This is a genomic window from Stenotrophomonas sp. LGBM10 (genome assembly GCF_046736075.1).
In the GTDB taxonomy this organism is placed as follows: domain Bacteria; phylum Pseudomonadota; class Gammaproteobacteria; order Xanthomonadales; family Xanthomonadaceae; genus Stenotrophomonas.
On record NZ_CP177163.1, the window covers coordinates 1,845,196 to 1,869,663 of the forward strand.

The 24,468-nt window shown below is 68.3% G+C and carries 17 protein-coding genes; 6 read left to right on the forward strand and 11 right to left on the reverse strand.

Going from position 1 to position 24,468, the window contains the following annotated elements:
• Position 1: 1 nt before the first annotated feature.
• The 5 genes from ung to rhlB all read right to left on the reverse strand — a co-directional run bounded on the left by ung (position 2) and on the right by rhlB (position 5,044).
• Positions 2-718 (reverse strand): uracil-DNA glycosylase, encoded by a 717-nt coding sequence (ung, locus tag ACLB90_RS07755; RefSeq protein ID WP_411852378.1) that lies wholly within the window; start codon positions 716-718, stop codon positions 2-4.
• On the reverse strand, positions 715-1,557 hold the full coding sequence (locus tag ACLB90_RS07760; protein WP_411852379.1) for a response regulator: 843 nt from the start codon (positions 1,555-1,557) through the stop codon (positions 715-717). The genes ung and ACLB90_RS07760 overlap by 4 nt, the downstream gene beginning before the upstream one ends.
• A 7-nt stretch (positions 1,558-1,564) precedes the next feature.
• Positions 1,565-2,515 (reverse strand): permease-like cell division protein FtsX, encoded by a 951-nt coding sequence (ftsX, locus tag ACLB90_RS07765; protein WP_411852380.1) that lies wholly within the window; start codon positions 2,513-2,515, stop codon positions 1,565-1,567.
• A complete protein-coding gene (gene ftsE / locus ACLB90_RS07770) occupies positions 2,512-3,198 on the reverse strand; it encodes a cell division ATP-binding protein FtsE (protein ID WP_017354631.1) in 687 nt (228 codons plus the stop codon). Before ftsE ends, ftsX begins: the two co-directional genes overlap by 4 nt.
• A 130-nt stretch (positions 3,199-3,328) precedes the next feature.
• Complete coding sequence (gene rhlB / locus ACLB90_RS07775; protein WP_411852381.1) at positions 3,329-5,044, reverse strand: ATP-dependent RNA helicase RhlB; 1,716 nt, start codon at positions 5,042-5,044, stop codon at positions 3,329-3,331.
• Positions 5,045-5,571: 527 nt separating this feature from the next.
• Here rhlB and trxA point away from each other — a divergent pair.
• Together trxA and rho are read left to right on the forward strand one after the other, a co-directional pair.
• Positions 5,572-5,901, forward strand: coding sequence for a thioredoxin TrxA (trxA, locus tag ACLB90_RS07780; protein WP_411852382.1), 330 nt, complete (start codon positions 5,572-5,574; stop codon positions 5,899-5,901).
• Between the two features lie 220 nt (positions 5,902-6,121).
• The gene (rho, locus tag ACLB90_RS07785) at positions 6,122-7,903 is read left to right on the forward strand and encodes a transcription termination factor Rho (protein WP_411852383.1); all 1,782 of its coding nucleotides are present in this window, start codon (positions 6,122-6,124) and stop codon (positions 7,901-7,903) included.
• Between the two features lie 280 nt (positions 7,904-8,183).
• Here the strand turns inward: rho and ACLB90_RS07790 are convergent, their stop codons facing one another.
• Positions 8,184-10,715 (reverse strand): glycoside hydrolase family 3 N-terminal domain-containing protein, encoded by a 2,532-nt coding sequence (locus ACLB90_RS07790; RefSeq protein WP_411852384.1) that lies wholly within the window; start codon positions 10,713-10,715, stop codon positions 8,184-8,186.
• Positions 10,716-11,097: 382 nt separating this feature from the next.
• Here ACLB90_RS07790 and ACLB90_RS07795 point away from each other — a divergent pair, with 382 nt between their 5' ends.
• The gene (locus ACLB90_RS07795) at positions 11,098-12,105 is read left to right on the forward strand and encodes a LacI family DNA-binding transcriptional regulator (protein WP_411852385.1); all 1,008 of its coding nucleotides are present in this window, start codon (positions 11,098-11,100) and stop codon (positions 12,103-12,105) included.
• Positions 12,106-12,111: 6 nt separating this feature from the next.
• On the opposite strand, the gene ACLB90_RS07800 is transcribed toward ACLB90_RS07795, so the two are convergent.
• On the reverse strand, positions 12,112-13,383 hold the full coding sequence (locus ACLB90_RS07800) for a sugar MFS transporter (RefSeq protein ID WP_411852386.1): 1,272 nt from the start codon (positions 13,381-13,383) through the stop codon (positions 12,112-12,114).
• A 422-nt stretch (positions 13,384-13,805) separates the two neighbouring features.
• On the opposite strand from ACLB90_RS07800, the gene ACLB90_RS07805 reads away from it, so the two are divergent.
• From ACLB90_RS07805 to ACLB90_RS07815, 3 genes are all read left to right on the forward strand, one after another.
• Complete coding sequence (locus ACLB90_RS07805) at positions 13,806-16,811, forward strand: TonB-dependent receptor (RefSeq protein WP_411852387.1); 3,006 nt, start codon at positions 13,806-13,808, stop codon at positions 16,809-16,811.
• 20 nt (positions 16,812-16,831) lie between these two features.
• The gene (locus ACLB90_RS07810; protein WP_411852388.1) at positions 16,832-17,848 is read left to right on the forward strand and encodes a cupin-like domain-containing protein; all 1,017 of its coding nucleotides are present in this window, start codon (positions 16,832-16,834) and stop codon (positions 17,846-17,848) included.
• 216 nt (positions 17,849-18,064) lie between these two features.
• Positions 18,065-19,642 (forward strand): diguanylate cyclase, encoded by a 1,578-nt coding sequence (locus ACLB90_RS07815; RefSeq protein WP_411852389.1) that lies wholly within the window; start codon positions 18,065-18,067, stop codon positions 19,640-19,642.
• Between the two features lie 15 nt (positions 19,643-19,657).
• Here the strand turns inward: ACLB90_RS07815 and ACLB90_RS07820 are convergent, their stop codons facing one another.
• The 4 genes from ACLB90_RS07820 to aceK form a co-directional block, all read right to left on the reverse strand.
• Positions 19,658-20,551 carry a protein tonB gene (locus tag ACLB90_RS07820; protein ID WP_411852390.1) on the reverse strand — a complete coding sequence of 298 codons (894 nt, stop codon included), beginning with the start codon at positions 20,549-20,551 and terminating at the stop codon, positions 19,658-19,660.
• 94 nt (positions 20,552-20,645) lie between these two features.
• Complete coding sequence (locus ACLB90_RS07825; protein ID WP_411852391.1) at positions 20,646-21,512, reverse strand: protein tonB; 867 nt, start codon at positions 21,510-21,512, stop codon at positions 20,646-20,648.
• Positions 21,513-21,593: 81 nt separating this feature from the next.
• On the reverse strand, positions 21,594-22,487 hold the full coding sequence (locus ACLB90_RS07830; RefSeq protein ID WP_411852392.1) for a hypothetical protein: 894 nt from the start codon (positions 22,485-22,487) through the stop codon (positions 21,594-21,596).
• Between the two features lie 142 nt (positions 22,488-22,629).
• Positions 22,630-24,342, reverse strand: coding sequence for a bifunctional isocitrate dehydrogenase kinase/phosphatase (gene aceK / locus ACLB90_RS07835; protein WP_411852393.1), 1,713 nt, complete (start codon positions 24,340-24,342; stop codon positions 22,630-22,632).
• Between the last annotated feature and the right edge of the window lie 126 nt (positions 24,343-24,468).

Here is a 24,468-nt window from a genome sequence, read left to right on the forward strand (position 1 = left end):
CTCAGTCCAGCCCGAGCTGCGCGCGTGGCGGCAGCGACCAGTCGATGGCACTGTGCCCGCGTCGGCGCAGGTACTCGTTCGCCGACGAAAAATGCCGGCAGCCGAGAAAGCCGCGGTGCGCAGACAGCGGCGAGGGGTGCGGTGCCTTCAGCACGCGGTGGCGACCGGTGTCGATGACCTTGCCCTTCTGCTGCGCGTAGGCGCCCCACAGCAGGAAGACCAGCCCGTCGCGCTCGCGGTTGAGGGTGTCCACCACATGGTCGGTGAAGCCTTCCCAGCCACGCCTCTGATGTGCGCCGGCCGTGCCCTCCTCCACCGTCAGCACGGCGTTGAGCAGCAGCACGCCGCGCTGCGCCCACGGCAGCAGGCAGCCGTGGTCCGGACGCGGCAGGCCGAGGTCGGCCTCGATTTCCTTGTAGATGTTCAGCAGCGACGGCGGCACCGGCACGCCGGGCATCACCGAGAAGCTCAGGCCATGCGCCTGGCCGGCACCGTGGTACGGGTCCTGGCCGAGGATGACCACCTTGACCTGGTCGAACGGCGTGGCATCGAACGCCGCGAACATCTGCGGGCCCGGCGGGAACACCCGCGCGCCGGCCGCCTTGCGCTGGCGCAGGAAGGCGGACAGCTCGCGCATGTCCGGTCGCAGCAGCCACTCCCCGACCCGCGCCTTCCAGCTCGGTTCGAGCTGGATGCTCGGTTGTACGTCGTCGTTCATCGCACCACGGGTTTGTCGTTGAGGCGGGCCAGCCGCAACTGGAACAGCACCTTGGTGATCAGCAGCCGTTCTTCGATCGGCTTCTGCACCAGGTCATTGGCACCGGCCTGGAGCAGGCCGGACTGGTTGAGCGGGTTGCCATCGCCGGTCATCACCAGCACCGGCAGGCGGCGCTTGCCGTAACCGAAGTCCACGCGCACACGCTGCACCACATCGCGCCCACTCAGTTCGCCCTTGAGGGTGACGTCGGTCAGCACCAGGTCGATGCGGTGGCTGCTGCGGCCCAGCGATTCGGCGGTGAGCAGCGCGAAGGCTTCCTCGGCGGTCAGCACGTGCAGCACGTTCAGCCCCTGCCGTTCCAGCATGCGCTTGGTCGCCTCGGCCACCACGCGGCTGTCTTCCACGTACAGGATCGTCGCGCCGGGAATCGTCTCCGGCTGCACGTAGCCCCGGATGAAGGTGGCCAAGGCCTCGTGGCCCAGCGCCTTGTCGAAATAGTCGGTGACGTATTCGGTGAAGCGGCGCTGCTCCAGATGCTGCTGGGCATCGCCGGACACCACGATCACCGGCACGTAGGCCTGGCCCGCGGTTTCGCGCACCAGCCGCGCCAGTGCCAGCCCATCGCCGTCGCTGAGCGTCAGCGAGGTGGTAACCAGGCTGACCGGGCCGGCGGCCAACGCCGCGCGCGCCTCTTCGATGCTGGCGCACCCCACCACGTCCACCGCCGGCAGCTCGCGCTGCAGCACATCGGCGATGAGTTTGCGGACCAGCTTGGAGCCGTCGACGACCATCACGCGCGGTGCGTCGTCCACCAGATGCTTCAGGGCTTGCGGGCGCATGCGGGCCTCAGGTTTCGGTCGGACGGGTCTGGCGCAGGAAATGCCCTGTCACCAGCCACGCGCCCAGCCAGCCCAGCACCACGGTGCCAGCCAGCACGAGCGAAGAATGCAACAGGTCCAGCCCATGCAGCACGAACGGGCTGCCGTAACTCTGCGACAGCGCGCTCAGCGGCGGGCGCAGTGCCAGCCCGGCCACGCCGATCAGGCCGAGTGCGATCGCACCGGCGCCCAGGCCATACCACGCGCCCAGGTACAGGAACGGGCGGCGGATGAAGCCATCGCTGGCGCCCAGCAGCTGCAGCACGCCGATCTCGTCGCGGCGCGCCTGGATGTCCAGCCGCACCGTGTTGCCGACCACCAGCGCTGCACCCAGCCCCAGCAGCACCGACAGCACCTGGACCAGGCGGGTGCCGAAGCCCAGCCACGCATCCAGGCGTTTGCGCCACAGCGCATCGTGCTGCACCAGGTCGGCCTGCGGCAGCCCTTCCAGCGACTGCGCCAGGCGGGCGTCGTCGGCGCCTGCGGCCGGCGTCACGATCAGCAGCGTCGGCAGCGGATTGTCGTTCAGCGCATCGATCGCCTCACCCAGCCCGGCGCTCTCACGCAGTTCGGCCAGGCCATCGGCGGGGCTGCGCAGCACCACCGCCGAGACGTCGGCGCGGCCACGCAGCGTCCCGGCCACCTGCGCCGCACCGCCGGCATCCACCGAGGTCTTCAGGAACAGATTGATGTCGCGCGACTGCTGCACGCTGCCGGCGAAGTGCTTGAGGTTGTCCAGCGCGATCGACAGGCCCAGCGGCAGCGCCAGTGCGAGCGCCATGACCATCACCGTGAGCAGCGTCGCCCACGGCTTGCGCCAGGCGCGCCCCAGGCTGAACACCACGCTGTGGCCGTGGTGATGCAGCCATACCCCCAGGCGCGACGGTGCCGCGGCTTCTTTGTTGGTCGGTGCGCTCATTCGGCCAGGTCCTGCGGCGAGATGTCGTCGATCAGGCGACCGTGGTCCAGGATCAGCACGCGCTTGCGCATGTGCCGCAGCAGGGCCAGGTCGTGGCTGACCACCAGCACGCTGGTGCCGCGTTCGGGCAGTTCGGCGAACAACGCCATGATCTCCGCGGCGAGGGTCGGATCGAGGTTGCCGGTGGGTTCGTCAGCCACCAGCAGCTTGGGCTCGCCGACAATCGCCCGGGCGATGCCCACGCGCTGCTGCTCACCGGCCGACAGCTGCGACGGCAAGGCCTTCTCGCGATGGCCCAGCCCCATGCGTTCGAGCACCGAGCGCACCCGCTTGCCGATCTCGGCGCGGCGCGTGCCGCGCAGGATCAACGGCAGCGCGACGTTCTCGGCGATGCTGCGGTCCATCAGCAGGCGGTGGTCCTGGTAGACCGCACCCACCTCGCGCCGATGCCGCGGGATGTTGCCGCCGCGCACCTTGAGCAGGTTGCGTTCGTCGAACAGCACCGCGCCACGGCTGGGCCGCTCGTCGAGGTGGATCAACTTCAGCAGCGTGCTCTTGCCGGCACCGGAATGACCGGTAACGAACAGCATCTCGCCAGGGGCGACATCGAAGCTGACGTCCACCAGTGCCTGGTGGCCGCCGGCATATTGTTTGCTGACATTGTCAAAACGCAGGACGCTCATCCCCTGATTATGCAGGACGAGGATGGCGGCGTGCAGATGGCAGTCGCCGGGTGGTGCCGGCCGCTGGCCGGCTCCCTGCAGATGGCAGTCGCCCGGGTAGTGCCGGCCGCTGGCCGGCTCCCATCAACTCTTACGAGCCCGACAGCATCCGGCGGATCTTGCGGCCAATGCGGGTCAGGAACGATGCGCCCGGCTCGGCGGCCGGCGCGGGAGTGCGCATCGGCTTGGCAGCCACCTGCACCGGCGTCACCGGCTGGGTGGCGCTGCCTTCAGCGGCACCTTCCACCGGGCGGCCATGACGGCGGCGACGGCGCTTGCGCGGTGCGCGCTCGCCTTCGACAGCCGGGCTGGCCGCTGCCGACGGGGCATCGGCCTGGACCGGGGCCTGCACCGGACGCGGCGCGTCGGTCACTGCCTCGGCGGCCGGCTGCTCGCCTTCCACACGCGGCTTGCGTTCGCGGCGCGGCTTGCCATCGGCGCTGCGCTCGCCCGGGCCACGGCGTTCGCCACGGCCACCGGACGGCTTGCCGCCGCGGCTGCTGCCACCGCCACGGCGCTGCTCTTCGGCGGCGCGCGCTTCGCGTGCTTCGCGGAAGATCTGGCCGACGCTTTCATTTTCGTCGCCGTCCGCGTCGCCCTCGGGCAGCGGTGCGCGTTCCGGACGCGGCAGGGAGGTCAGGATCTCGCTGGTGACCGCTTCGACCGGAATCTTCTGCTCGATGTAGGCTTCGATGTCCGGCAGGCCCATCGCGTAGCGCTCGCAGGCGAAGCTGATCGCATCGCCTTCCTCGCCCAGGCGGGCGGTACGGCCGATGCGGTGCACGTAATCTTCCGCATCGAACGGCAGATCGTAGTTGTAGACGTACTTGATGCCGTCGATGTGCAGGCCGCGCGCGGCCACATCGGTGGCCACCAGGATTTCCAGCTGGCCCTTCTGGAAGCGGTTGAGCAGGCTCTCACGCTTCTTCTGCGGCACGTCGCCGGACAGCACGCCGACGCGGTAGCCAGCCCGCTCCAGCGAGCGGGCCACACGCTCGACGAACACCTTGGTGTTGACGAAGACCATCGTGCGCGCGCCTTCGCTGCGCGACAGCAGGCCCAGCAGCAGCGGAATCTTCTCTTCGTCGGCCGGGAAGTAGATGCGCTGGCGCACGCGCGCCGCGGTGATCGACTCGCTTTCCACCACCAGCTTCTGCGGCTCGTTCATGTGCTCGTAGGCCAGCTCCAGCACGCGGTGGCTGAGCGTGGCGCTGAACAGCAGCGTCTGGCGCGTGGTGCGCTCGGGCATGCGGCGCAGCAGGAAACGGATGTCCTTGATGAAGCCCAGGTCGAACATGCGGTCGGCTTCGTCGAGCACGCAGATCTCGCAGGCATGCAGCGACACCACCTTGTGCTGCTTGACGTAGTCGATCAGGCGGCCGGGGGTCGCGATGATCACGTCCACGCCCTGCTGCAGGATCTCGCGCTGCTTGTCGTAGTCCACGCCGCCGTAGACCAGCGCGAAGCGCAGGCCCAGGTCCGAACCGAACTTGACCGCATCCTTGTGGATCTGGATGGCCAGCTCACGGGTGGGGGCCAGGATCAGCGCGCGGGGATCTTCCGGCTTGCGGTCGGCCAGCGCCGGGCGGGTCAGCAGGCGGTTCACCACCGCGACCAGGAACGCCAGGGTCTTGCCGGTGCCGGTCTGGGCCTGGCCGGCGACATCGCCACCGGGCAGAGCCACCGGCAGGGTCAGTGCCTGGATCGGGGTGCAACGGGTGAAACCAGCGCCTTCAAGGCCAGCCTGCAGGGCCGGATGCAGCTCGAAGGAGGAGAAGGTCAAATCGGTCAGCGGTTTGTCGCTCATGAGTCCGTCTTGGTAAGGCCAGCCGGCAGAGGTGCGGCTGGCTTGCAGCATTCTTGGAGGGCACCGTCGCCATTGCGGCCCCTGCGCCGGGAGGTGGCGGGGCCGGACCTTACCGGTCCAGGGGCGCCGCACAATGGCGCAGTTTAGCGCAATGTCGGCGCCAAACCGGGTTCACCCGTCGCAGCCACCCGCGAGACGCCAGAAAGGACGCCGTCTTCATGGCCCCTGACGCCAGTTGAACGGGGCGCCGTGCGGGGCTGGAACGCGTCGTGCCCGGCCCGCATATCGGAGAGGCCAGCCCCGGCAGAGTGAGATGACAGTCACGGGATGCTTCTTTCCAACCCGCGTCTGTCCGCCCGCGACGATAGGGGTACACTGCCCGCCGTGCGCGTCCAGGCAACCGGCCTGACGCACCGCTGGCCGCCCACGCGGCCACGAGGCAGCAGACGGGGAAGACGCCCACCAGGCGTCGTCCAGGTTCAACCTCCTCCGGCCTGGCCGGGTGCATTTCCAGACGAGAAACCAAGATGAGCGACAAGGTTGTACATGTCGGCGATGCCGACTTCGATAGCACCGTGCTGAACTCCAAGGAGCCGGTCCTGGTCGATTTCTGGGCCGAGTGGTGTGGTCCCTGCAAGATGATCGCCCCCGCCCTGGACGAGCTGGCCGACGCCTACAACGGCCGCGCCAAGATCGCCAAGGTCAACGTGGACCAGAACCGTGCGCTGGCCGTCAAGTACCACGTGCGCTCGATTCCGATGCTGCTGGTGTTCAAGGACGGCGAAGTCCAGGCCCAGCAGATCGGCGCGGTCGGCAAGGCCCAGCTGGCCGGCATGCTCGACAAGGCCCTGGCCTGATCGCAGCAGGCAGCCGGTCGATCCGGCTGCCCCGCGGGCCCGTCGCCCGCATGAATGACCCTGCCCCACCCGGCTTGCGCGCCGCCGCGAGCCGGTGTTAGTGTCGGCATATCCGGCCGCATTCGCGCGCCGCATCTTCTGGACGCAGTTTCTTCCAGATCCTTTCCCAACGTTCGCCGCCCTGCCGGGCGCTCGCACCTTCTAGCGAGGAATCCAGCACTTGTCCGATATCACTACTTCCGAACCCGGGAGCGCTGACGCGCCCGCCGAGAAGCGCGTGCGCAAGCCGCGTGTTGCCAAGGCCGCCACCGCGACCGACGCCGGTTCCCCCCCCGCACAACCCGCCCTGCCCCTGGCTGCCGCGCCTGACGCGCCGGCGCCGGCCGCTGCCGCTCCGGCAGCCCCGCAGGCATCGGCCCCGGCAGCCTCTGCCGGTGGCGACGCATCGCCCGCCCAGGGCGGTGGTCAGCAGGACACCGGCGACGGTGGCCAGCGCAACCAGAATGGCCGGCACCAGAACCAGCAGGGCGGGCAGAACCCGTACCAGCAGGGTCAGGGCCAGAACCAGGGCCAAGGCCAGGGTCAGGGCCAAGGCAACCGCCGCGACCGTTTCCGCAATCGCCGCGACCGCAACCGCGGTGGCGATCGCTACAACGATGACGGCATGCCGCAGGACAACAACGAACCGCAGCAGCCGTTCGTGCGCAGCCAGCAGGCCAACGTGCCCGAAGGCTTCCCGGTCTATTCGCTGAGCGACCTCAAGCGCATGCCGGCGCAGAAGCTGCTGGAGATCGCCGAGCAGCTGCAGATCTCCGAAGGCGTGGCGCGCGCCCGCAAGCAGGACGTGATCTTCGCCCTGCTCAAGGTGCTCACCCGCCACGGCGACGGCGTTGCCGCCGACGGCGTGCTGGAAATCCTGCCGGACGGCTTCGGTTTCCTGCGTGCCGCCGAAGCCAGCTACCTGGCCGGCCCGGACGACACCTACATCTCGCCCAGCCAGATCCGCCGCTTCAACCTGCGCACCGGCGACCATCTGTCCGGCCGCATCCGCTTCCCGAAGGACGGCGAGCGCTACTTCGCGCTGTCGATCGTGGACACCATCAACGGTGAGCCGCTGGAAGCGTCCAAGAACAAGGTGCTGTTCGAGAACCTGACCCCGCTGTTCCCGCGCAAGCGCTTCACTCTGGAACGCGGCAACGGCTCGTCCGAAGACATCACCGGCCGCATCCTGGATCTGATGGCCCCGCAGGGCAAGGGTCAGCGTGCGCTGATCGTCTCCCCGCCCAAGGCCGGCAAGACCATGCTGATGCAGCAGGTGGCGACGGCGATCACCACCAACCATCCGGACGTGCACATGATCGTGCTGCTCATCGACGAGCGTCCGGAAGAAGTGACCGAAATGCAGCGCACCGTGCGCGGCGAAGTCATCAGCTCCACCTTCGACGAACCGGCTGCCCGCCACGTGCAGGTTGCCGAGATGGTGATCGAACGGGCCAAGCGCCTGGTCGAGCACAAGAAGGACGTGGTGATCCTGCTCGACTCGATCACCCGCCTGGCACGTGCCTACAACAACGTGGTGCCCAGCTCCGGCAAGGTGCTCACCGGTGGTGTGGACGCCAACGCCCTGCATCGCCCGAAGCGCTTCTTCGGTGCCGCGCGCAACGTTGAAGAAGGCGGCAGCCTGACCATCATCGCCACCGCGCTGGTCGACACCGGCAGCAAGATGGACGAAGTGATCTACGAAGAGTTCAAGGGCACCGGCAACAGCGAAGTGCACCTGAACCGTCGCATCGCCGAAAAGCGCGTGTACCCGGCCATCGACATCAACCGTTCGGGCACCCGCCGCGAAGACCTGCTCATCGAGCCGGAGCTGCTGCAGAAGATCTGGATCCTGCGCAAGCTGCTGCATCCGATGGACGAAATCGCTGCGATGGAGTTCCTGCTCGACAAGATGAAGAACACCAAGTCCAACGACGAGTTCTTCGGTTCGATGAAGCGCTGATCCGCGTTTCAGGCGAATGGAAAAAGGCCCCGCATCGCGGGGCCTTTTTCATTGGCGCGCCCCCGCATCCACGTGCGGTAGTGCCGGCCGCTGGCCGGCTCCAGGCATCCCCTCGCGCCACGGTAGTGCCGGCCGCCGGCCGGCTCCAGGCATCCCCTCGCGCCACGGTAGTGCCGGCCGCTGGCCGGCTCCCCACATGGCGTGCCACAACCGCGGCACCATCCCTGCCCGGACGCGACAGGGATGGACGCCACTGGCTTGCACGCAGCCTGCCCCGCCCTTACGGGCAGCTCACCGCCCCAGCCGCCTTGCCCGCATCCACCGACACCCGCACCTGGGTGAACGCGGCGGAGAAGGGTTTATCCGCACTCACCACGAACGGTGCTTCCACCGCGCCCAGGTCCACGCCCTGCCTGGCGAAGCAGGCCAGCGGCACGGTGACGGTCTGCTTCTGCCCCGGCGACAACCGCGCCAGCACCGGCGCGATATCCACCCCGCCTTCGCAGCCGGTGCCGCACTGCATGGTCACCTTCACCGGCGAGGTCGGGCGCTGCACCAGCTGCACGTCGAACTGCAGCGCACCGTCGTTGCGGGCCAGCGCGCCGAGATTGCGGCGCGAACTGCTGCGCGCGACCAGTTGGGCGGGGGCAAGCCAGGTGACCTCCTTGGCGTCCTGCTGGGTGTTCACCTGCACGGTGCGCACCTGTACCACGGGCGCGGCGGTGGGCCAGCGCAGGGTGGCGTTGAGGTCATTGCCCAGCGGCTGGGTGGCGCCGGCCGCGGCCACATGCAGCGAGAACGGTGGGGTATCGGCCCGGTTGAAGATCGGCAGCGTGGTGACCGCGCCGCAGTTGTCCGGGTTGGCTTCGGGCAGGCGGGCCACGTTGCCCGGTGCCGCATAGCGCAGGCCATAGCCGAGCGCGAACAGCGGCGGACGCGTCGGATCGGGCTGGTCGATCGGCGCGGGGCACGGCACGCCCGGCCACGGGAAGCTCAGGCGGCCACGGAAATCGTGCGCGGGCCTGCCGTCCTTGGCGGCCACCAGCACGTCCGTGATGCCCTTGCCCTCGGTGCCCGGCAGCCACGCCGCCACGAACGCCTGCGACAGGTTGAGCAGGTCATTGGTGTACATCGGCCGCCCGGAGAAATACACGGTCACCACCGGCTTGCCGGTCGCCTGCGCGGCGCGCAGCACCGCCAGATCCTGCGGGTAGGTGCGGCTGTGGCTGACGCTGTCCGAATGCAGGATGTCGCCGTTGGTTTCGGCATAAGGGGTTTCGCCGACCACTGCCACCACCACGTCGAACTGCCCCGCATCCACGCCGGCACCATCGGCGCTGTAGGTCACCTGCCGCGCCCCCAGTTCCGCGCGCAGCGCACCCAGCACCGAATCGGCCTGCGGGAAATCGGCATTGGTGTTGTCGGTGCCCTGCCACGTCAGCGACCAGCCACCCGCCTGGTCGGACAGGCTGTCGGCGCTCTTGCCGATCACCAGCACGCGCGCATCGCGGCGCAGCGGCAGCACGCGGCTGTCGTTCTTCAGCAGCACCAGCGACTCGCGCACCGCGCGCCGGGCGAGGTCGCGGTGCAGCACCGCCTTGCTGTCGCCGGCGTAGCGGCTGTCGGAGGGTGTGTGGTTGAACAGGCCGGCGCGCAGCTTGACGCGCAGAATGCGGGTGACCGCATCATCGATGCGCGCCATCGGGATCTCGCCGTTCTCCACCTGCGCAATGGTGTTGGCGATGAAGGCCTTCCAGTCGTCGGGCACCATCACCATGTCGATGCCGGCATTGATCGCCTGCGCGCAGCTGTCATTGCGACAGCCGGGTACCTGGGCGATGCCGTTCCAGTCGGACACCACGAAGCCGTCGAAGCCCATCTTCTCCTTCAGCGCGTCGGTCAGCAGTGCCTTGCTGCCGTGCATCTTGCCGTAGTCCATGCCGGCGGCGCGGTCGTTCCAGCTATTGAACGAGGCCATCACCGTCTGCACGCCCTCGCCCAGCGCCCCGTAGTAGCCCTGGCCATGCACGTTGATCATCGACGCCTTGCCGACCAGGGCCTCACCCTGGTCGCGACCGTGATCGGTGGCGCCATCGCCGATGTAGTGCTTGGCGGTGGCCACCACGTTGCCGTCGTCGGCGAAGCGGCCCTGCGCGCCCTTGACGTAGGCCCGCGCGTACTCGCGCACGCGCGCCGGATCGGACGAGAAGCTCTCGTAGGTGCGGCCCCAGCGCGGATCGTGCGCGACCGCCAAGGTCGGCGCGAACACCCAGTCGATGCCGGTGGCGCGGGTGGCGCGCGCGGTCGCCTCGCCGATGCGCTCGATCAGTTCGGCGTCACCGGCCGCACCGAGGCCGATGTTGTGCGGGAACAGCGTGGCGCCGTACACGTTGTTGTGCCCGTGCACCGCATCGGTGCCCCAGATCACCGGAATGGGCGTCTTCGCGTCCGTGGCCAGCGACGCCGCGCGGTAGGCATCCGCAAGGCGCAGCCAGTCCGCCACCGAGGCATGCTTGTCCATGCCCGGCCACGACCCGCCGCCGTTGAGAACCGAACCGATGTAGTACTGCCGCACCTGCTCGGGGCTGATCGTCTTGATCTCCGGCTGGGTCATCTGCCCCACCTTCTGCGCCAGCGTCATCTCCGCGAGGATCTGCTGGACCCGTGCTTCAAGGGCCGGGTCCGGTGCGATCGCACTGGTCACCCGCGGCCAGTCCTTCAGCGTTTCGCCGCTGGCGGGGGCGGCCAGTGCCGGGCTGGCCAGGGCCAGCAGCAGGCAGGTGCCGAGCAAAGTCTTGGTGGGGCTGTTCACGACATCTACCTCCGGTGGGAATGGCTCGCGATCGGTGTGGGCGCCGCCGTGACCGACGACCACGCGCGGTACGCGTTGCGGTCGTTGCGGCGAAATCGTGCGGACCAGCACCCCCGTCTGACAGCGCTGTCATACAAAGCCCCGGCAACGCTGTCAACCGCCGGCGGCTGGCTGCGCGGGGCCGCGCCTGCACTGGCGGGGATTGCGGCCGCACGCGCAGGTTCGACCGGGGCCCGGGGTGTTGCATCGCCGCACGGATTGGCCGGTGCGCAAAACAGCAGCGTGTCGTGGCAACATCCGCCTGCATCGGCAACACGGTGGTCGCCCCGGCGCACTACCATCGGCATCCGTCGACCCGCCCTCCAACAGGATCTTCCACCCCATGCGTAGTCGTATCGAGGATGTCGCCGCCGTTGCGGGCGTTTCGATCAAGACCGTGTCCCGCGTGCTCAACAACGAGCCGAACGTGCGCGTGGAAACACGCGATCGCGTGCAGGCGGCGGTCGCGCGGTTGGGCTACAAGCCCAATCTGTCGGCGCGCAGCCTGGCCGGGCAACGCTCGTATGCGCTGGCGCTGGTCTACAACAATCCGTCGCGCAACTACCTGATGGAAATCCAGAACGGAATGCTGGAGGCCTGCCATGCCCATCACTACAACCTGATCCTGGGGCCGGTTGGCACCGGCCGGACCACCTTGCCCGACCTCGCCGCGCTGTTCGAGAACTCGCGCCCGGATGGCGTGGTGCTGATCCCGCCGCTGACCGACGACGCGGTGGTGCTGTCCTATCTGGAAGAGCACGAGATTCCCTTCACCAGCATCGCCCCGCGCCATCCGGACGGCCGCATCGGCGTGCGCATGGACGAGACCACCGCCGTGGTCGAGCTGATCGGTCACCTGGTCGCACAGGGCCACCGGCGCATCGCGCACATCAAGGGCCCGCGTGCGCACGGCGCCTGCCAGTGGCGGCATGCCGGCTATCGCAAGGCGCTCAAGGACGCCGGCATCGCCTACGACCCGACGCTGGTGGTGAACGGCGAGTTCTCGTTCGAGTCCGGCGTGGTGGCGGCCAATGCACTGCTGGATCTGGACCAGCCGCCCACCGCGATCTTCGCCGCCAACGACGACATGGCGGCAGCGGTATTCCGCGTGGCCGGCCAGCGCGGCCTGCGCATCCCGCGCGACCTGTCGGTCTGCGGCTTCGATGACACGCCAATCGCCGGGCATATCTATCCGGCCTTGACCACCGTGCGGCAGCCCACGTCGGCGATGGGCCAGCTCGCCACCGAACAGCTCATCGAGCGGATCCGCTCGCCCGAGGGCGGCCGCATGGTCACGGTGGACCATGCGGTGCTGATCCGCGAATCAACCCGCGCGCCGCGCCGGCGCTGAGCCGCGTTACGCGCTGGATCGCGAACCGCGCCAGGCGTAGAACAGGATGTACAGGTAGCACAGCAGGGGCAGCAGGAACGACACCTGCAATCCGTGGTGGTCGGCAACCCAGCCCACCGCCAGCGGAACCACTGCACCGCCCACGATGGCCATCACCAGCAGGCTGGAGCCCTGCCCGGTCAACGCGCCCAGGCGTGCGATGGCCAGCGCGAAGATGGTCGGGAACATGATCGAGTTGAACAGGCCGATGCTGACCACCGCCCACTTGGCCAGCCCACCGCCGGCCAGCATGGTGACCGCCAGCAGCCCCATCACCACCAGCGCGAACAGGCCGAGCAGGCGGCGCGGGTCCAGCGTGGCCAGCAGTACCGTGCCGACCAGGCGCCCGACCAGCGCACCGCCCCAGTACAGCGATACGTAGCGCGTGGCCTCCTGCTCGGTCAGGCCTTCACCGATCCCGGGCATGGACAGGAAGTTGACCAGCACGCTGCCGATGGACACTTCGGCGCCGACGTAGAAGAAGATCGCCAGCACGCCATAGCGCAGGTGCGGATGGCGCAGCGCATCGCGCAGCCGGCCCTCGCCCGCGCCCTCTTCCACACCGGGAATGGTGGGCAGGCGGAACATCCAGATCGCGGCGGCCAGCACGAACAGCGCCACGGCCAGGCCGAAGTACGGCACCTGCACCGACTGCGCCTCGGCGACGCGGTAGGCCAGCGCTTCGGCCTGCGGCAGCAGCGCCAGCTGCGCGTCGGTGCGCGGTTCGGCCGACAGGATCAGCAGGCCGCCGAACAGCGGCGCCAGCGTGGTGCCCAGCGCGTTCATCGATTGCGCCAGGGTCAGCCGGCTGGAGCTGGTGCGTTCCGGCCCCAGCAGCGCCACATACGGATTGGCCGCTACCTGCAGCACGGTGATGCCGGTTGCCAGGACGAACAGGGCACCCAGGAACAGGCCGTAGACGTGGGCATGCGCCGCCGGCCAGAACAGCAGGGCACCGAGCCCGGCGATGGCCAGGCCCGCCACGATCCCCCGCTTGTAGCCGACGGCGGCCACCAGCCGACCGGCCGGCAGTGACATCAGGAAGTACGCGCCGAAGAACGTGAACTGCACCAGCATCGCCTGCACCCAGGTCAGCGCGAAGGCGGCCTTGAGGTGCGGGATCAGGATGTCGTTGAGGCAGGTGAGGAAGCCCCACATGAAGAAAATGGCGGTCACGACCGCCAGTGCAACGCCATTGCGTTGCACATGTTGCCCACGAACGGCAGCAGAAGTGTCCATTGCATGTCCTTCCAGGTTGGGAAAGCCGGCCAGGCGGCGGCCACACATGGAACATGCTCCGGTCACGGTTGTCCAGCGCTGTCAGACAACCGGTCAATTGTCCGGGCGAAGGCCGGTTCGAGGTCTTCGGCCGGCTTCGCGCAGTTTCGTTCTGCACTGCACCACAACATGCACCGGTCGAATCCGGCGCGCCACGTCACGCGAAAAATGCGTGGAAACGCCTTCATTGCCGTGTTTTAGGCGTCGCCGCAGCGATGACGACGGTGCTGTGTGGCGCGGCATCGCGATGCTGCCGACCGCGCGTGGCGCGCCCGTTTGTTGACAACGCTGTCAACCGTGGCTCCAATCCGGCCGGGTGTGCCGTTGAACCGTGCAAGACGCCGTCAGACCGCCATTACAGATTCCCTGGGGAGGGAGCTTCCATGAAGACGTACAAGGCCGTACCCCGCAAAGCGATGCTCACGTCCGCGCTGCTTGCGGCCCTGGCCGGCCCGGCCTGGGCGCAGAACCCGCCCGCCCGCGACACCGCGCCCGCCGATGGCGTGGATCCCACCACGCTGGACACGGTGCAGGTCACCGGCATCCGCGGCAGCCTCACCTCGTCGATGAACCTCAAGCGCGACAGCCAGGGCGTGGTGGATGGCATCGTGGCCGAAGACATCGGCAAGTTCCCCGACACCAACCTGGCCGAGTCGCTGCAGCGCATCAGCGGCGTGTCGATCGACCGTACCTCCAGCGGCGAAGGCTCCAAGGTGACCGTGCGCGGCATCGGGCCGGACTTCAACCTGGTGCTGCTCAACGGCCGCCAGATGCCGTCCTCCAATCTCGGCAATGGTGGCGGTGGCCTGTCCGGCTCGCGCTCGTTCGACTTCGCCAACATCGCCTCCGAGTCGATCTCGGCGGTGGAGGTGTACAAGACCACCCGCGCCGACAACCCGACCGGTGGCATCGGCGCCACGATCAACATCAAGACGATGCGCCCGCTCGAATCCGAGCCGGTGATCAGCCTGGGCCTGAAGGCGGTCAACGACAGCTCCAACGACAACCTGCCGCGCACCCTGCAGGGCGACAACGTGACCGGCGAGCTGTCGGGCATTTTCAGCCAGCGCTACGCCGATGACCGCTTCGGCGTGACCCTCAGCGCCAGCCACCAGGAGCGCGATTCCGGGTTCAATCAGGCCACCGTGGCCGAAGGCTGGGCCACCTTCTACGGCAACGAAAGCACCGACTGGCGCGCGCTGCCGCAGCCCGGCCAGGGCTATTCGGACCGCATCCAGAACCGGCCGGGGCCCACCGATGTGTACGCCCGCCCGCAGAACACCGCCTACAACGTCAACGGCGTGCAGCGCCAGCGCACCAATGCCCAGGCCACCCTGCAGTGGAAGCCGGCCGACAACATCACCACCACGCTGGATTACACCTATGTCGAGAACAAGGTGCAGCAGCAGCGCAGCGAGCTGTCGGTGTGGTTCAACTACGGCCCCGGCGACAGCACCTGGACCAATGGCCCGGTGTCGGCGCCGATCATCTACAGCGAGGACATGGTCAATTCGGACGTGTCGATGGGCGGCATGAAGCTGGCCACCAAGAGCGCGATGGATTCGCTCGGCTTCAACGTGGACTGGGAAGTCAACGACGCACTGGATCTGTCCTTCGACGTCCACAACTCCACTGCCGAATCCAAGCCCGACAGCCCGTACGGCTCGGCCGGCGTGCTCGGCGTGGCCGCCTTCGTGCGCGGCAAGACCACCGTGGACTACAGCGGCGACCTGCCGATCATCAATATCGCGCTGCCGCCTGGCGGCGTACAGGCGTCCGACGCGCTGGTCACCGGCTCGGTGTTCCAGAACAGCTACAACAAATCCAAGGTGCAGCAGTACCAGGGGCGCGGTACGTTCAAGTTCGCCGACTATTCCGCACTGGACTTCGGCGTGGGCCACACCAAGGTGGAGAACCGCTCGGCCTCGGCGATCATGCAGCGCGACACCTGGGGTGGCCTGGGCAGCCCGGCCGACTACGATGACAGCATCTGGTACGCCGATGACATGGCCAGGTACTTCAAGGCCTTCTCCGGCCATAGCGATCCGCGCCTGACCGGGCAGTTCCTGGTGTTCGACTTCGATCGCCTGCGCGAGCGTGCCGGACAGGTCGCCGCCAACGGCGAGCCGCCCTGCCCCACCTGTTACCTGGCGCCCACCGAATACACCGAAGACATCCGCACCACCGAAACCTCCAAAAGTGCCTACCTGCAGTACCGCACCACCTTCGAGTGGTCGATGCCGCTGCATGTGGCGGCCGGTGTGCGTTACGAGCAGACCGATGTGGAATCGACCGCACTGGTGCGCGTGCCGACCAGCATCAACTGGGGCTCGGCCAACGAGTTCAACCTGGGCTATGCCGCCGAAGGCACGTTCATTGGCGGCAAGGGCAAGTACGACTACGTGCTGCCCAACGTGGATCTCAAGCTGGACATGAGCGACACCCTGGCGCTGCGCGGCAGCTACAGCCGCAGCATCGGTCGCCCGGGCTGGACCCAGATCGACAGCGGCCGCCGCTTCGACAACATCGTGCGCACCCAGGGCGGCACCGGTTCGCGCGGGAACCCGGGCCTGGAACCGCTGCTGTCGGACAACTTCGACCTGTCGCTGGAGTGGTACTACGGCGAGTCCAGTTACGCCTCGCTCGGCTTCTTCCGCAAGAACATCAAGAACTTCATCAGCAACACCATCGTGCGCGACAACAGCGCGGGGCTGCACACGCCCGTTGGCGGCACCTACTGGAACGAGGCGCTGGCATCGGGCTGCGGCGTGACCGACATGCCGTGCATCCGCGATTACATCTTCACCCACCACGACGGCGATCCGGGCGTGACCGCCACCGGCACCAACTCGGCCGGCCAGCTCACCGGCACCATCGTCGGCCAGCCCGGCGACCCGGTGGCCGGGTTCGACATCACCCTGCCGGCCAACCAGCGCTCGGATCATCTGGATGGCTGGGAACTGAGCGTGCAGCAGCTGTTCGGGCAGACCGGCTTCGGCCTGGCCGCCAACTACACCAAGGTCAAGTCGGGGCTGACCTTCAACAACCTGAGCCTGGGCGACCAGTACCCGATGATCGGCCTGAGCGACTCGGCCAACCTGGTGCTGTTCTACGAGAAGTACAACTGGCAGGTGCGTGCGGCGTACAACTGGCGCGACAAGTTCCTCAACGGCATCGGTGGGCAGGGCCCGAACCCGAACTACACCGACGCTTACGGACAGCTCGATCTCAACATCAGTTACGCGGTCAGCGACCAGCTCACGCTGAGCCTGGAGGCGATCAACCTGACCGACGAAACGATGCGCACGTACTCGCGCCATACCAACATGCTCCGCTACGCCACCCAGACCGGTCCGCGCTACATGTTCGGGGTACGCTACAAGTTCTGATCCCGGACCCGGAACCGCGCATGCCCGCCCCCCACGGCCCGATCGAGGAACTGCACGATGTGGCGCCGGCCCAGTTGCCGGCGCTGCTGGCCGGCTGGACCTCGCCGAAGGTGCTGCGGGGGCTGGTGGCGCACTGGCCGATGGTGGCCGCCGCGCGTCGCTCGGCCAACGAGGCGGTCGAATACCTCAAGCGGTTCGACCACGGCCGGCTGCCGGTGACCGCCACCACCGCGGCACCGGCCGAAGGTGGCCGGATCTTCTACAGCGCGGACATGCGGGGCTTCAATTTCCGCCGCGAGCAGATCCCGCTGCGCGTGGTGCTCGATACCCTGCTCAAGTACCAGCCCGACCCGGCGCCGCCGTCGATCTACGTGGCGTCCACCACGCTGGAGACGTTCCTGCCCGGCTTCGCCGGAGACAACCCCCTGGCGCTGGAGGTGGACGACCCGCTGACCAGCATCTGGATCGGCAACCGCTCGCGCATCGCCGCCCACCAGGATGTGCCGGACAACCTGGCGTGCGTGGCCGCGGGCCGTCGCCGCGTGACCCTGTTCCCGCCGGAGCAGGTGGGCAATCTCTACATCGGTCCGCTGGACTTCACCCCGGCCGGCCAGGCCGTGAGCCTGGTGGATTTCGCCGCACCGGACCTGGCCCGCTTTCCGCGCTTCGCCGAGGCGATGGCGCACGCCCAGGTGGCCGAACTGGCGCCGGGCGATGCCGTGTACATCCCGTCGCTGTGGTGGCACCACATGGAAGGGCTGGAGGCGTTCAACGTACTGGTCAACACCTGGTGGCGACCGGTACCGGCCTGGACCGATGCGCCGATGAACGCACTGATGCTGGCGCTGCTGGCGGTGCGGCCGCTGCCACCGGCGCAGCGCGCGCATTGGCGTGCGCTGTTCGACCACTATGTCTTTGCTGCGGATGCGGACACCGCCGCACACATCCCCGCCGCCGTGCGCGGTGTGCTTGGCGATCTCGACCCGGCCACCGCCGATGCGGTGCGCGGCGTGCTGCGCCGGCGGCTGGAGCGCTGACCTGGCGCGGCCGGATACGCCGATTCACCCACGCCGGCGGGGAATCCGTGATAATCCGCGCCGTGATCTGTTTGCCGCCCGGGGGCGGGGGCATCGGTGACCGGAGCGACTCTTCGCTCCGCGACGACGCCACGCAGTGCGCTCCTGACCGCTCCATCGTTGCCGTTCCTTCCGACGTCCGGGTAGGTGCAGCACCTGCCGGTTTCCATCGAACGTATGCGCCTGCTGTCTACCCGCTTGAACCTGGGCAAGCTGATCCTCGCCCTGGCCCTGCTCAGTGCGCTGATCGCCCTGGCCAACACCCTGCACGCCAGCTACCGCGTGCAGCGCGACCAGTTGATCGGCAATACCCTGGAGGCCAACCGGGTGTATGCCAGCAAGCTGGCTGAAACCACCCAGAATTTCGTCCAGTCCGCCCAGCAGCAGCTGGCCTACAGCGCCACCACGCTGGGCCAGCATGCGCACGACCGCAGCGCGCTGGAAGCCGAAGCGGCCCGGCTGCAGCTGCAGACCAATTCCTTCAACTCGGTGCTGATCGTCGATGCCGCCGGCACCGTGCTGGCCACGTCGCCGCAGAGCCTGGCGTTGCAGGGTGTGGTGCTGCGCAGCCCGGGCAACCAGGAAGCGCTGGCGCGGCGCGTGCCCTACATCAGCGACCCCTACCAGTCCGCCACCGGGCGCCTGCTGATCGCCATTTCCCACCCGATCTTCAGCGCACAGGGGCAGTACCAGGGCTACGTCAGCGGCACCATCTACCTGCGCCAGCGCAGCATCCTGCAGACCCTGCTGGGCAAGCACTACTACCGCGACGGCTCCTACCTGTACGTGGTCGATCGCAATGGCCGCATCCTGTACCACATCGAACCCGACCGGGTCGGCCAGTTCGCCCTGGAGAACCCGGCGGTGCAGGCGGTGAGCAAGGGCCACTCGGGAGCGCAGCAGGTGCGCAACAGCCACGGCGTGGCGATGCTCGCCGGTTACGCACCGGTGCCGATCGTGGGCTGGGGCGTGGTGGCACAGCGCCCCACCGACGCCACGCTGGCACCGCTGTCGCGCTTGATGACCTCGGTGATCTGGAACGCGATCCCGCTGGGCGTGCTGTCGCTGCTGATCACCTGGTGGTTCGCCCGGCGCATTTCACTGCCGCTGTGGCAGCTCGCGCGCAACGTGCAGAACCGCGATACCGGCATCGCCATCCGCCACGTCACCGGCATCCGCGCCTGGTACTACGAAGTGGCGCAGCTCAAGACCGCGCTGCTGTCCAGTTTCAACCTGCTGCAGGACCGTATCGGCAAGCTCAGCCGGGCCAGCATGACCGACCCCCTCACCGGCCTGCAGAACCGCCGTGGGCTGCAGCAGGGGCTGGAAGACTGGCAGCTGCGCGGGCAGTCGTTCGCGATCATCGCGATGGACATCGACCGTTTCAAGGCGATCAACGACCGTTTCGGCCACGCGGCCGGCGATGCGGTGATCCTGCGCATCGCGCAGCTCATGCGCACCGATTCGCGCGAAACCGATCTGCTGTGCCGCAACGGCGGCGAGGAGTTCCTGATCCTGCTGCCAGGCATCGACACCACGGCGGCGGTGCAGTTCGCCGAGCGGCTTCGCCGACGGATCGCCGCCGAGGTGTTCGAGCATGTCGGTTCGGTCACCGTCTCGCTTGGCGTGGCGCATTACCCGACCTTCCACGAGGACCCGCAGCAGGCGCTGCGCCTGGCGGACAAGGCGCTGTACATGGCCAAGGAACAGGGGCGCGACCGCACCGTGGTGCACCCCGAAGGCCGAAGTGCCTGAGATCCTGCGGCCGCCTCAGCCGCCGCCCAGCGGCGTACGCAGCACGGGTCCGCGCTGGCCGGCCTGGTACAGGCCGCCATCGGCGGGCAACGCATCCGGAGCATCGGCGGCCAGCAGCAGCGTGGCCGGATCGGTCCAGGTCGGGCGCTGGCGCGGGCCCGGCAGGTAGGGATACCAGCGCGCGAACTGCTCGCCCTCGCCGTTGACGTCGTAGCGCACGCCCACCCGCACCAGCCAGAACGGCGCATCCCGGCTCTCGCCCGAGGTGGGCACCCGGAACGACCAGGTGCGCGCGGCCACCAGTGCGTTGCGCGAAAACTGCTTGCGGTAGGCGGCCAGGCGACGCGGCGAGGCCCGCACGCGCATGTTGACCTGCTCCACGATGGCCTCCTGCACCCGGCCATCGCGCCCCACCCGCATCAGCACGTATGCATCGCCGTTGACGCCGAACATGCCGGCGCCACCGGGGTACAGCGGCGGAGTGGCATCCTGCCACGTCAACCGGGTCGGGTCGTTCGGGTCGTAGTTCTGGAAACTGGCGCTGCGCAGGGCGATCTGCAGGTTGCCGTCGTCCAGCGGCGTGCCGACCACGCGCAGGACCAGCGGTATCCGGATCGCGCGTGCCTGGCCATCCTGCAGATAGGGATCGAACCGCCAGCCGGCAACCGCACGGCGGACGAAATCGGCAACCACCGGCGGCACCCGGCTCTCATCGCCCAACTGCAGGGTTTCAACCGCGCCACCGGCACTGACATCCAGCGCGCCGCGCAGCAGCATGCTGACTTCCAGCTGTTCCCCCGCCGGTGTCTTTGATGGCGCGGCGAGCGCGGGGCCGGTGCACAGCCACCCCACCAGCAGCGCCAGCCACAGCAGACGCTGGCAGCGCCCTCCACGATGTGGATTCCACATATGCGCGACTCCCTGTCCCAGGCATGGGCCGAAGCCTACCGCACTGCGTGGACGGGTGCGCGCGGGGCCGGACGGGCCGGCCCCGGGCCAGAGCTCAGGTGCCGCCCAGGGCGGTGCGCAGGGTCGGGCCGGTCTGGTCGCCCACCAGATAGGTGCCCTCGCCCAGCACGTCGGGCGCTACATCGATGTGCTCGGGCAACTGCCAGGAGGCGCGTTGACGCGGGCCCGGCAGGTACGGCTGCCAACGGCCATAGGCATTGCGCTGCGGCGCGTAGCTCACCGGGAAGCGCACCACCCAGAACGGGCGGTCCGCCTGCGGACCGGCACTGGGCACGCGGAATTTCCACCCCTTGGCCGCGCGTATCGCACTGCGGGCAAAGACATCACGCAGCTGCGGCACTTCACGGGCGGGGACCATCACGCGCAGGTTGACCTGCTCGGCAACGGCGTCGATCACCTGTCCGTCGCGGCCCACGCGCATCAGCAGATAGACGTCACCAGCGGTGCCGCGGGCAATCTTGTCGGTCGGAAATTCCGGCGGCGAACCGCCGTCCCACGCGATCTGCGCGGCGTCGTTGGCATCGTACTCGACGAAGGTCGCGCGGCGGATTTCCACGGTCGCCGACCCATCCGCCGATCTGCTGCCGATCACCAGCAGGTTCATCGGCGTGGTGATCGCCACTGGCGCGCCGTCGCGCAGTGTGGGCTCGAAGGTCCAGCCGGCCACCGACGATGTGATGAAGCCGGCAACGCCGCTGGGAATTTTGTCTTCCTGGTCGATGCGCACGGCGGTGACCTGCCCCTGTGCATCGATGTCCAGGCTGCCCTTGACCCGCATGCTCGACTCGACCTGGTCGCGCAGCGCGCGGACGCTCGGGGCGGCGTCAACGGACGCGACCGTGCCGGTGGCACAGGCCAGGCCGAGGCTGACAGCCAGCAACCACTGTTTGGGGGACTGCATCAGTATGACTCCCTGTCGTAATGAACGCAGACAATCGCATACCTGCGCCGGTTCCTGCATGACAGCGGCATGACGCCGCGCTCAGCCCTCCAGTGGCGTACGCAGACGCGGGGTATCAGCGGCGTCGGCGACGGAGATGCTGCCTTCGGGCAGCAGATCGGGCGCGGAATCGACCGTGGACGCCGTGCGATACCAGGGAATGGGCGTAGTCGGTCCGGGCGAATAGGCCGTCCATTTGCCCAGATCATCCGTGGGGGAACCCACAATCGAGAACGCTACGGGGATGCGCACAATGCGCTGGGACGGGTTCGTGCGCAGTTCTTCTTCGTCCGGCGCGATCTTCCAGCGCCGCGTGACGGAAAGGGCCGCCTTGGCGAATTTCTCGCGCACCTCGCGCATCGCCCGTTCGCTCCCGACCTGCCGCAGATTGACCTGCTCGACCATCGCGTCGCGCACCTTGCCATCCGGCTCAAGCAGCAAGGCGAGGTAGACGGTCGCTTCATTTCCACGCACACCGGGTTCCTTGGGGTACTCGGGCGGCGGGAGACGGGTATTGCGCGACCGTCGCCTGCTTTCCGACGTACCCAACGGCCGGAAGTTGGCACTGCGCACGCGCGCGGTGTACTGCCCGTCCTCACCGGGCACGGCAACCAGCCGCAGCGTCATTGCGGCGCGCTCGGCAACGGGCGAACCGTCGACGTTGATCGGCTCGAACTGCCAGGTGTCCACGGTCGTACGCACCATGCCCAGCACGGTCGGCGACAATCCCTTCTCGTTGTCGATCCGCAGTGCGGTGATACGTCCATCGACAGCGATATCGACCTCGCCGTTGATGCGCATGCTCAGTTCCACCGGCGCGCTCCACTGGGTCGCGGTCGCCGACGCCTTGGGCGTCGCGGCAGCCGCCTCGCCGATCCATCCCGGCGATGCCGCCAGGGCCGACACTACGATGATCGTCAGGAAATTCTTGCCCATTCCAACGCGTCCTTGGTTGATCTTGCCGCGGCACAGGCCACAGACAGGGAGGCTTCGGCAGTCCGCATGACGTCCTGTCGCGAAGAGGCCAGAGCATAGCGCACGATGCCGGATGCGCAAAAAAGCGCAGGGATGCCGCCGCTCACGCCAGCCGCAACGCGGCCGCGTAAGGCGGGGTGTCCGGATAGTCGTCCTGCGCGAAGCGCTGCTGCAGGCCCTGCCACCACGCCGGGTCGAACAGGTGCGCATGGTGTTCGCGCACCGCCGCCAGCTCAGGGGCGGCCAGGCCCATGAACATCCAGAAGCGCTCGGGGAACACGTCGTTGGGCCCGATGTGGAACCACGGTTCGTCGGCCATCGCCTCCTCGGCGTTGCGCGGCGTGGGCCAGTGGCGGAAGTGGCAGTCGCTGACCAGGCAGACCTCGTCGTAGTCGTAGAACACGGCGCGGCCATGCCGGGAGACGCCGAAGTTCTTCGGCAGCATGTCCCCGGGGAAGATGTTGTTGCGGGCCATGTCGGTGATGGCCTGCGCGTAGTCCAGCGCGGCGGCACGGCGCGCGTCGGCCGGCTGCTCGCGCAGGTACAGGTTGAGCGGGCGGAAGCGCCGCTGCACGTAACACAGCGCGATCACCAGCGTGTCACCGTCCTCGTGCACGCTGCCGGCGCACTGCGTGAGCAGCTCCTCGCGCAGTGCCGGCGAGAACCGCGCGCGCGGGAAGCGCAGGTGGCGGTAGGGCTGCGCGTCGAGCAGGCGGCCCACCCGGTCCAGGGTGAACACCAGCGCGTACTTCTCCTCCACCTGGTGCCGGGTGAGTGTTTTGGGCCAGGCAAAGCGGTCGCGGATCAGCTTGAACACCAGCGGGTAGCTGGGCAGGGTGAACACGGCCATCACCATGCCGGGCGTGCCATCGGCATGCACGAGGTATTCGTCCGGGTGGTCCTGGAAGTGCCGCTGGAAGGTCCGGTAGCGCTCGGTCTTGCCCTGCTTGGCACGGCCGAGCACGGTGTAGATCTCGTCGATGGGCTTGGCCGGCAACAGGCTGCGCAGGAACACCACCGCATCGCCGACCGTGGCCAGATCGGCCTGGAAGTAGCTGCGCGAGACCCCGAACAGGTGGGCCACATCGCGCCGGCGGGTCAGCACCGCTTCGGCACGCAGCCCCTGGTCGTCGTTGACCAGTGCGATCACGCAGGGCGAAAAGCGATGCTCGCCGAACACGCGGCCGACCAGGTACGCGCGACGCTCGCGGTAGAACACGGTGTCGAGCAGTTCGATGCTGCGTACCGGGTAGTCGCCCCAGTGCGCCAGGTCGTCCTGCAGGCGCACCGCAATGGCCGCCGCGCACCGCAGCTGGTGCGCATAGGGCACCTGGAAGGGGTAGTCGCCGAGCACGCGCAGGATCGCCTCGGCCGGGCGCGTGGGCGACAGCGTGTAGCTGTGCCGTGCGACCGGATGGGTGATCGCATCGGACGGCTCCACGTCCATCGCCATGAACTCGATCGCCGCGTCCACGCCTTCGGTGGCGAACAGGCGCCGCGCCAGGGTGTTGTAGAAGGTTTTATACAGCTCGGCGTCGATCAGCCCGTCCACAAGCGCGGCGTAGCTGCGGCGCACCTGCAGCCACACGTCCCGGGCACCGACGCTCTCGCCGGCGGCACGCCGCAGTGCATCCATCGTCTCGGCGATGCAGATGTCATACAGGCCGATGCGTTCAACGGCGTCCTGGCGTGCGGCGGTCCAGTCGCGCTGCTCGAAGCGGGTGCGCGCGCGCCGGGTGATCGCCGCAAAGCGCGCGTGATAGGCCTCGAAGCCGTCGCGCACAAGCACGGCCAGGGTCGATGCCGGTACGTTCATCGCAACACGGCAGGGAAAGGACGGACAGCGTTGCGCATGCAGGCACACCCCGGTGGTCTGCCCTCTACCTTACGGCAGCCCCCGGCGGAATGCATGAGGTGGGCGGGCCGGTGGCGGACCACCGGA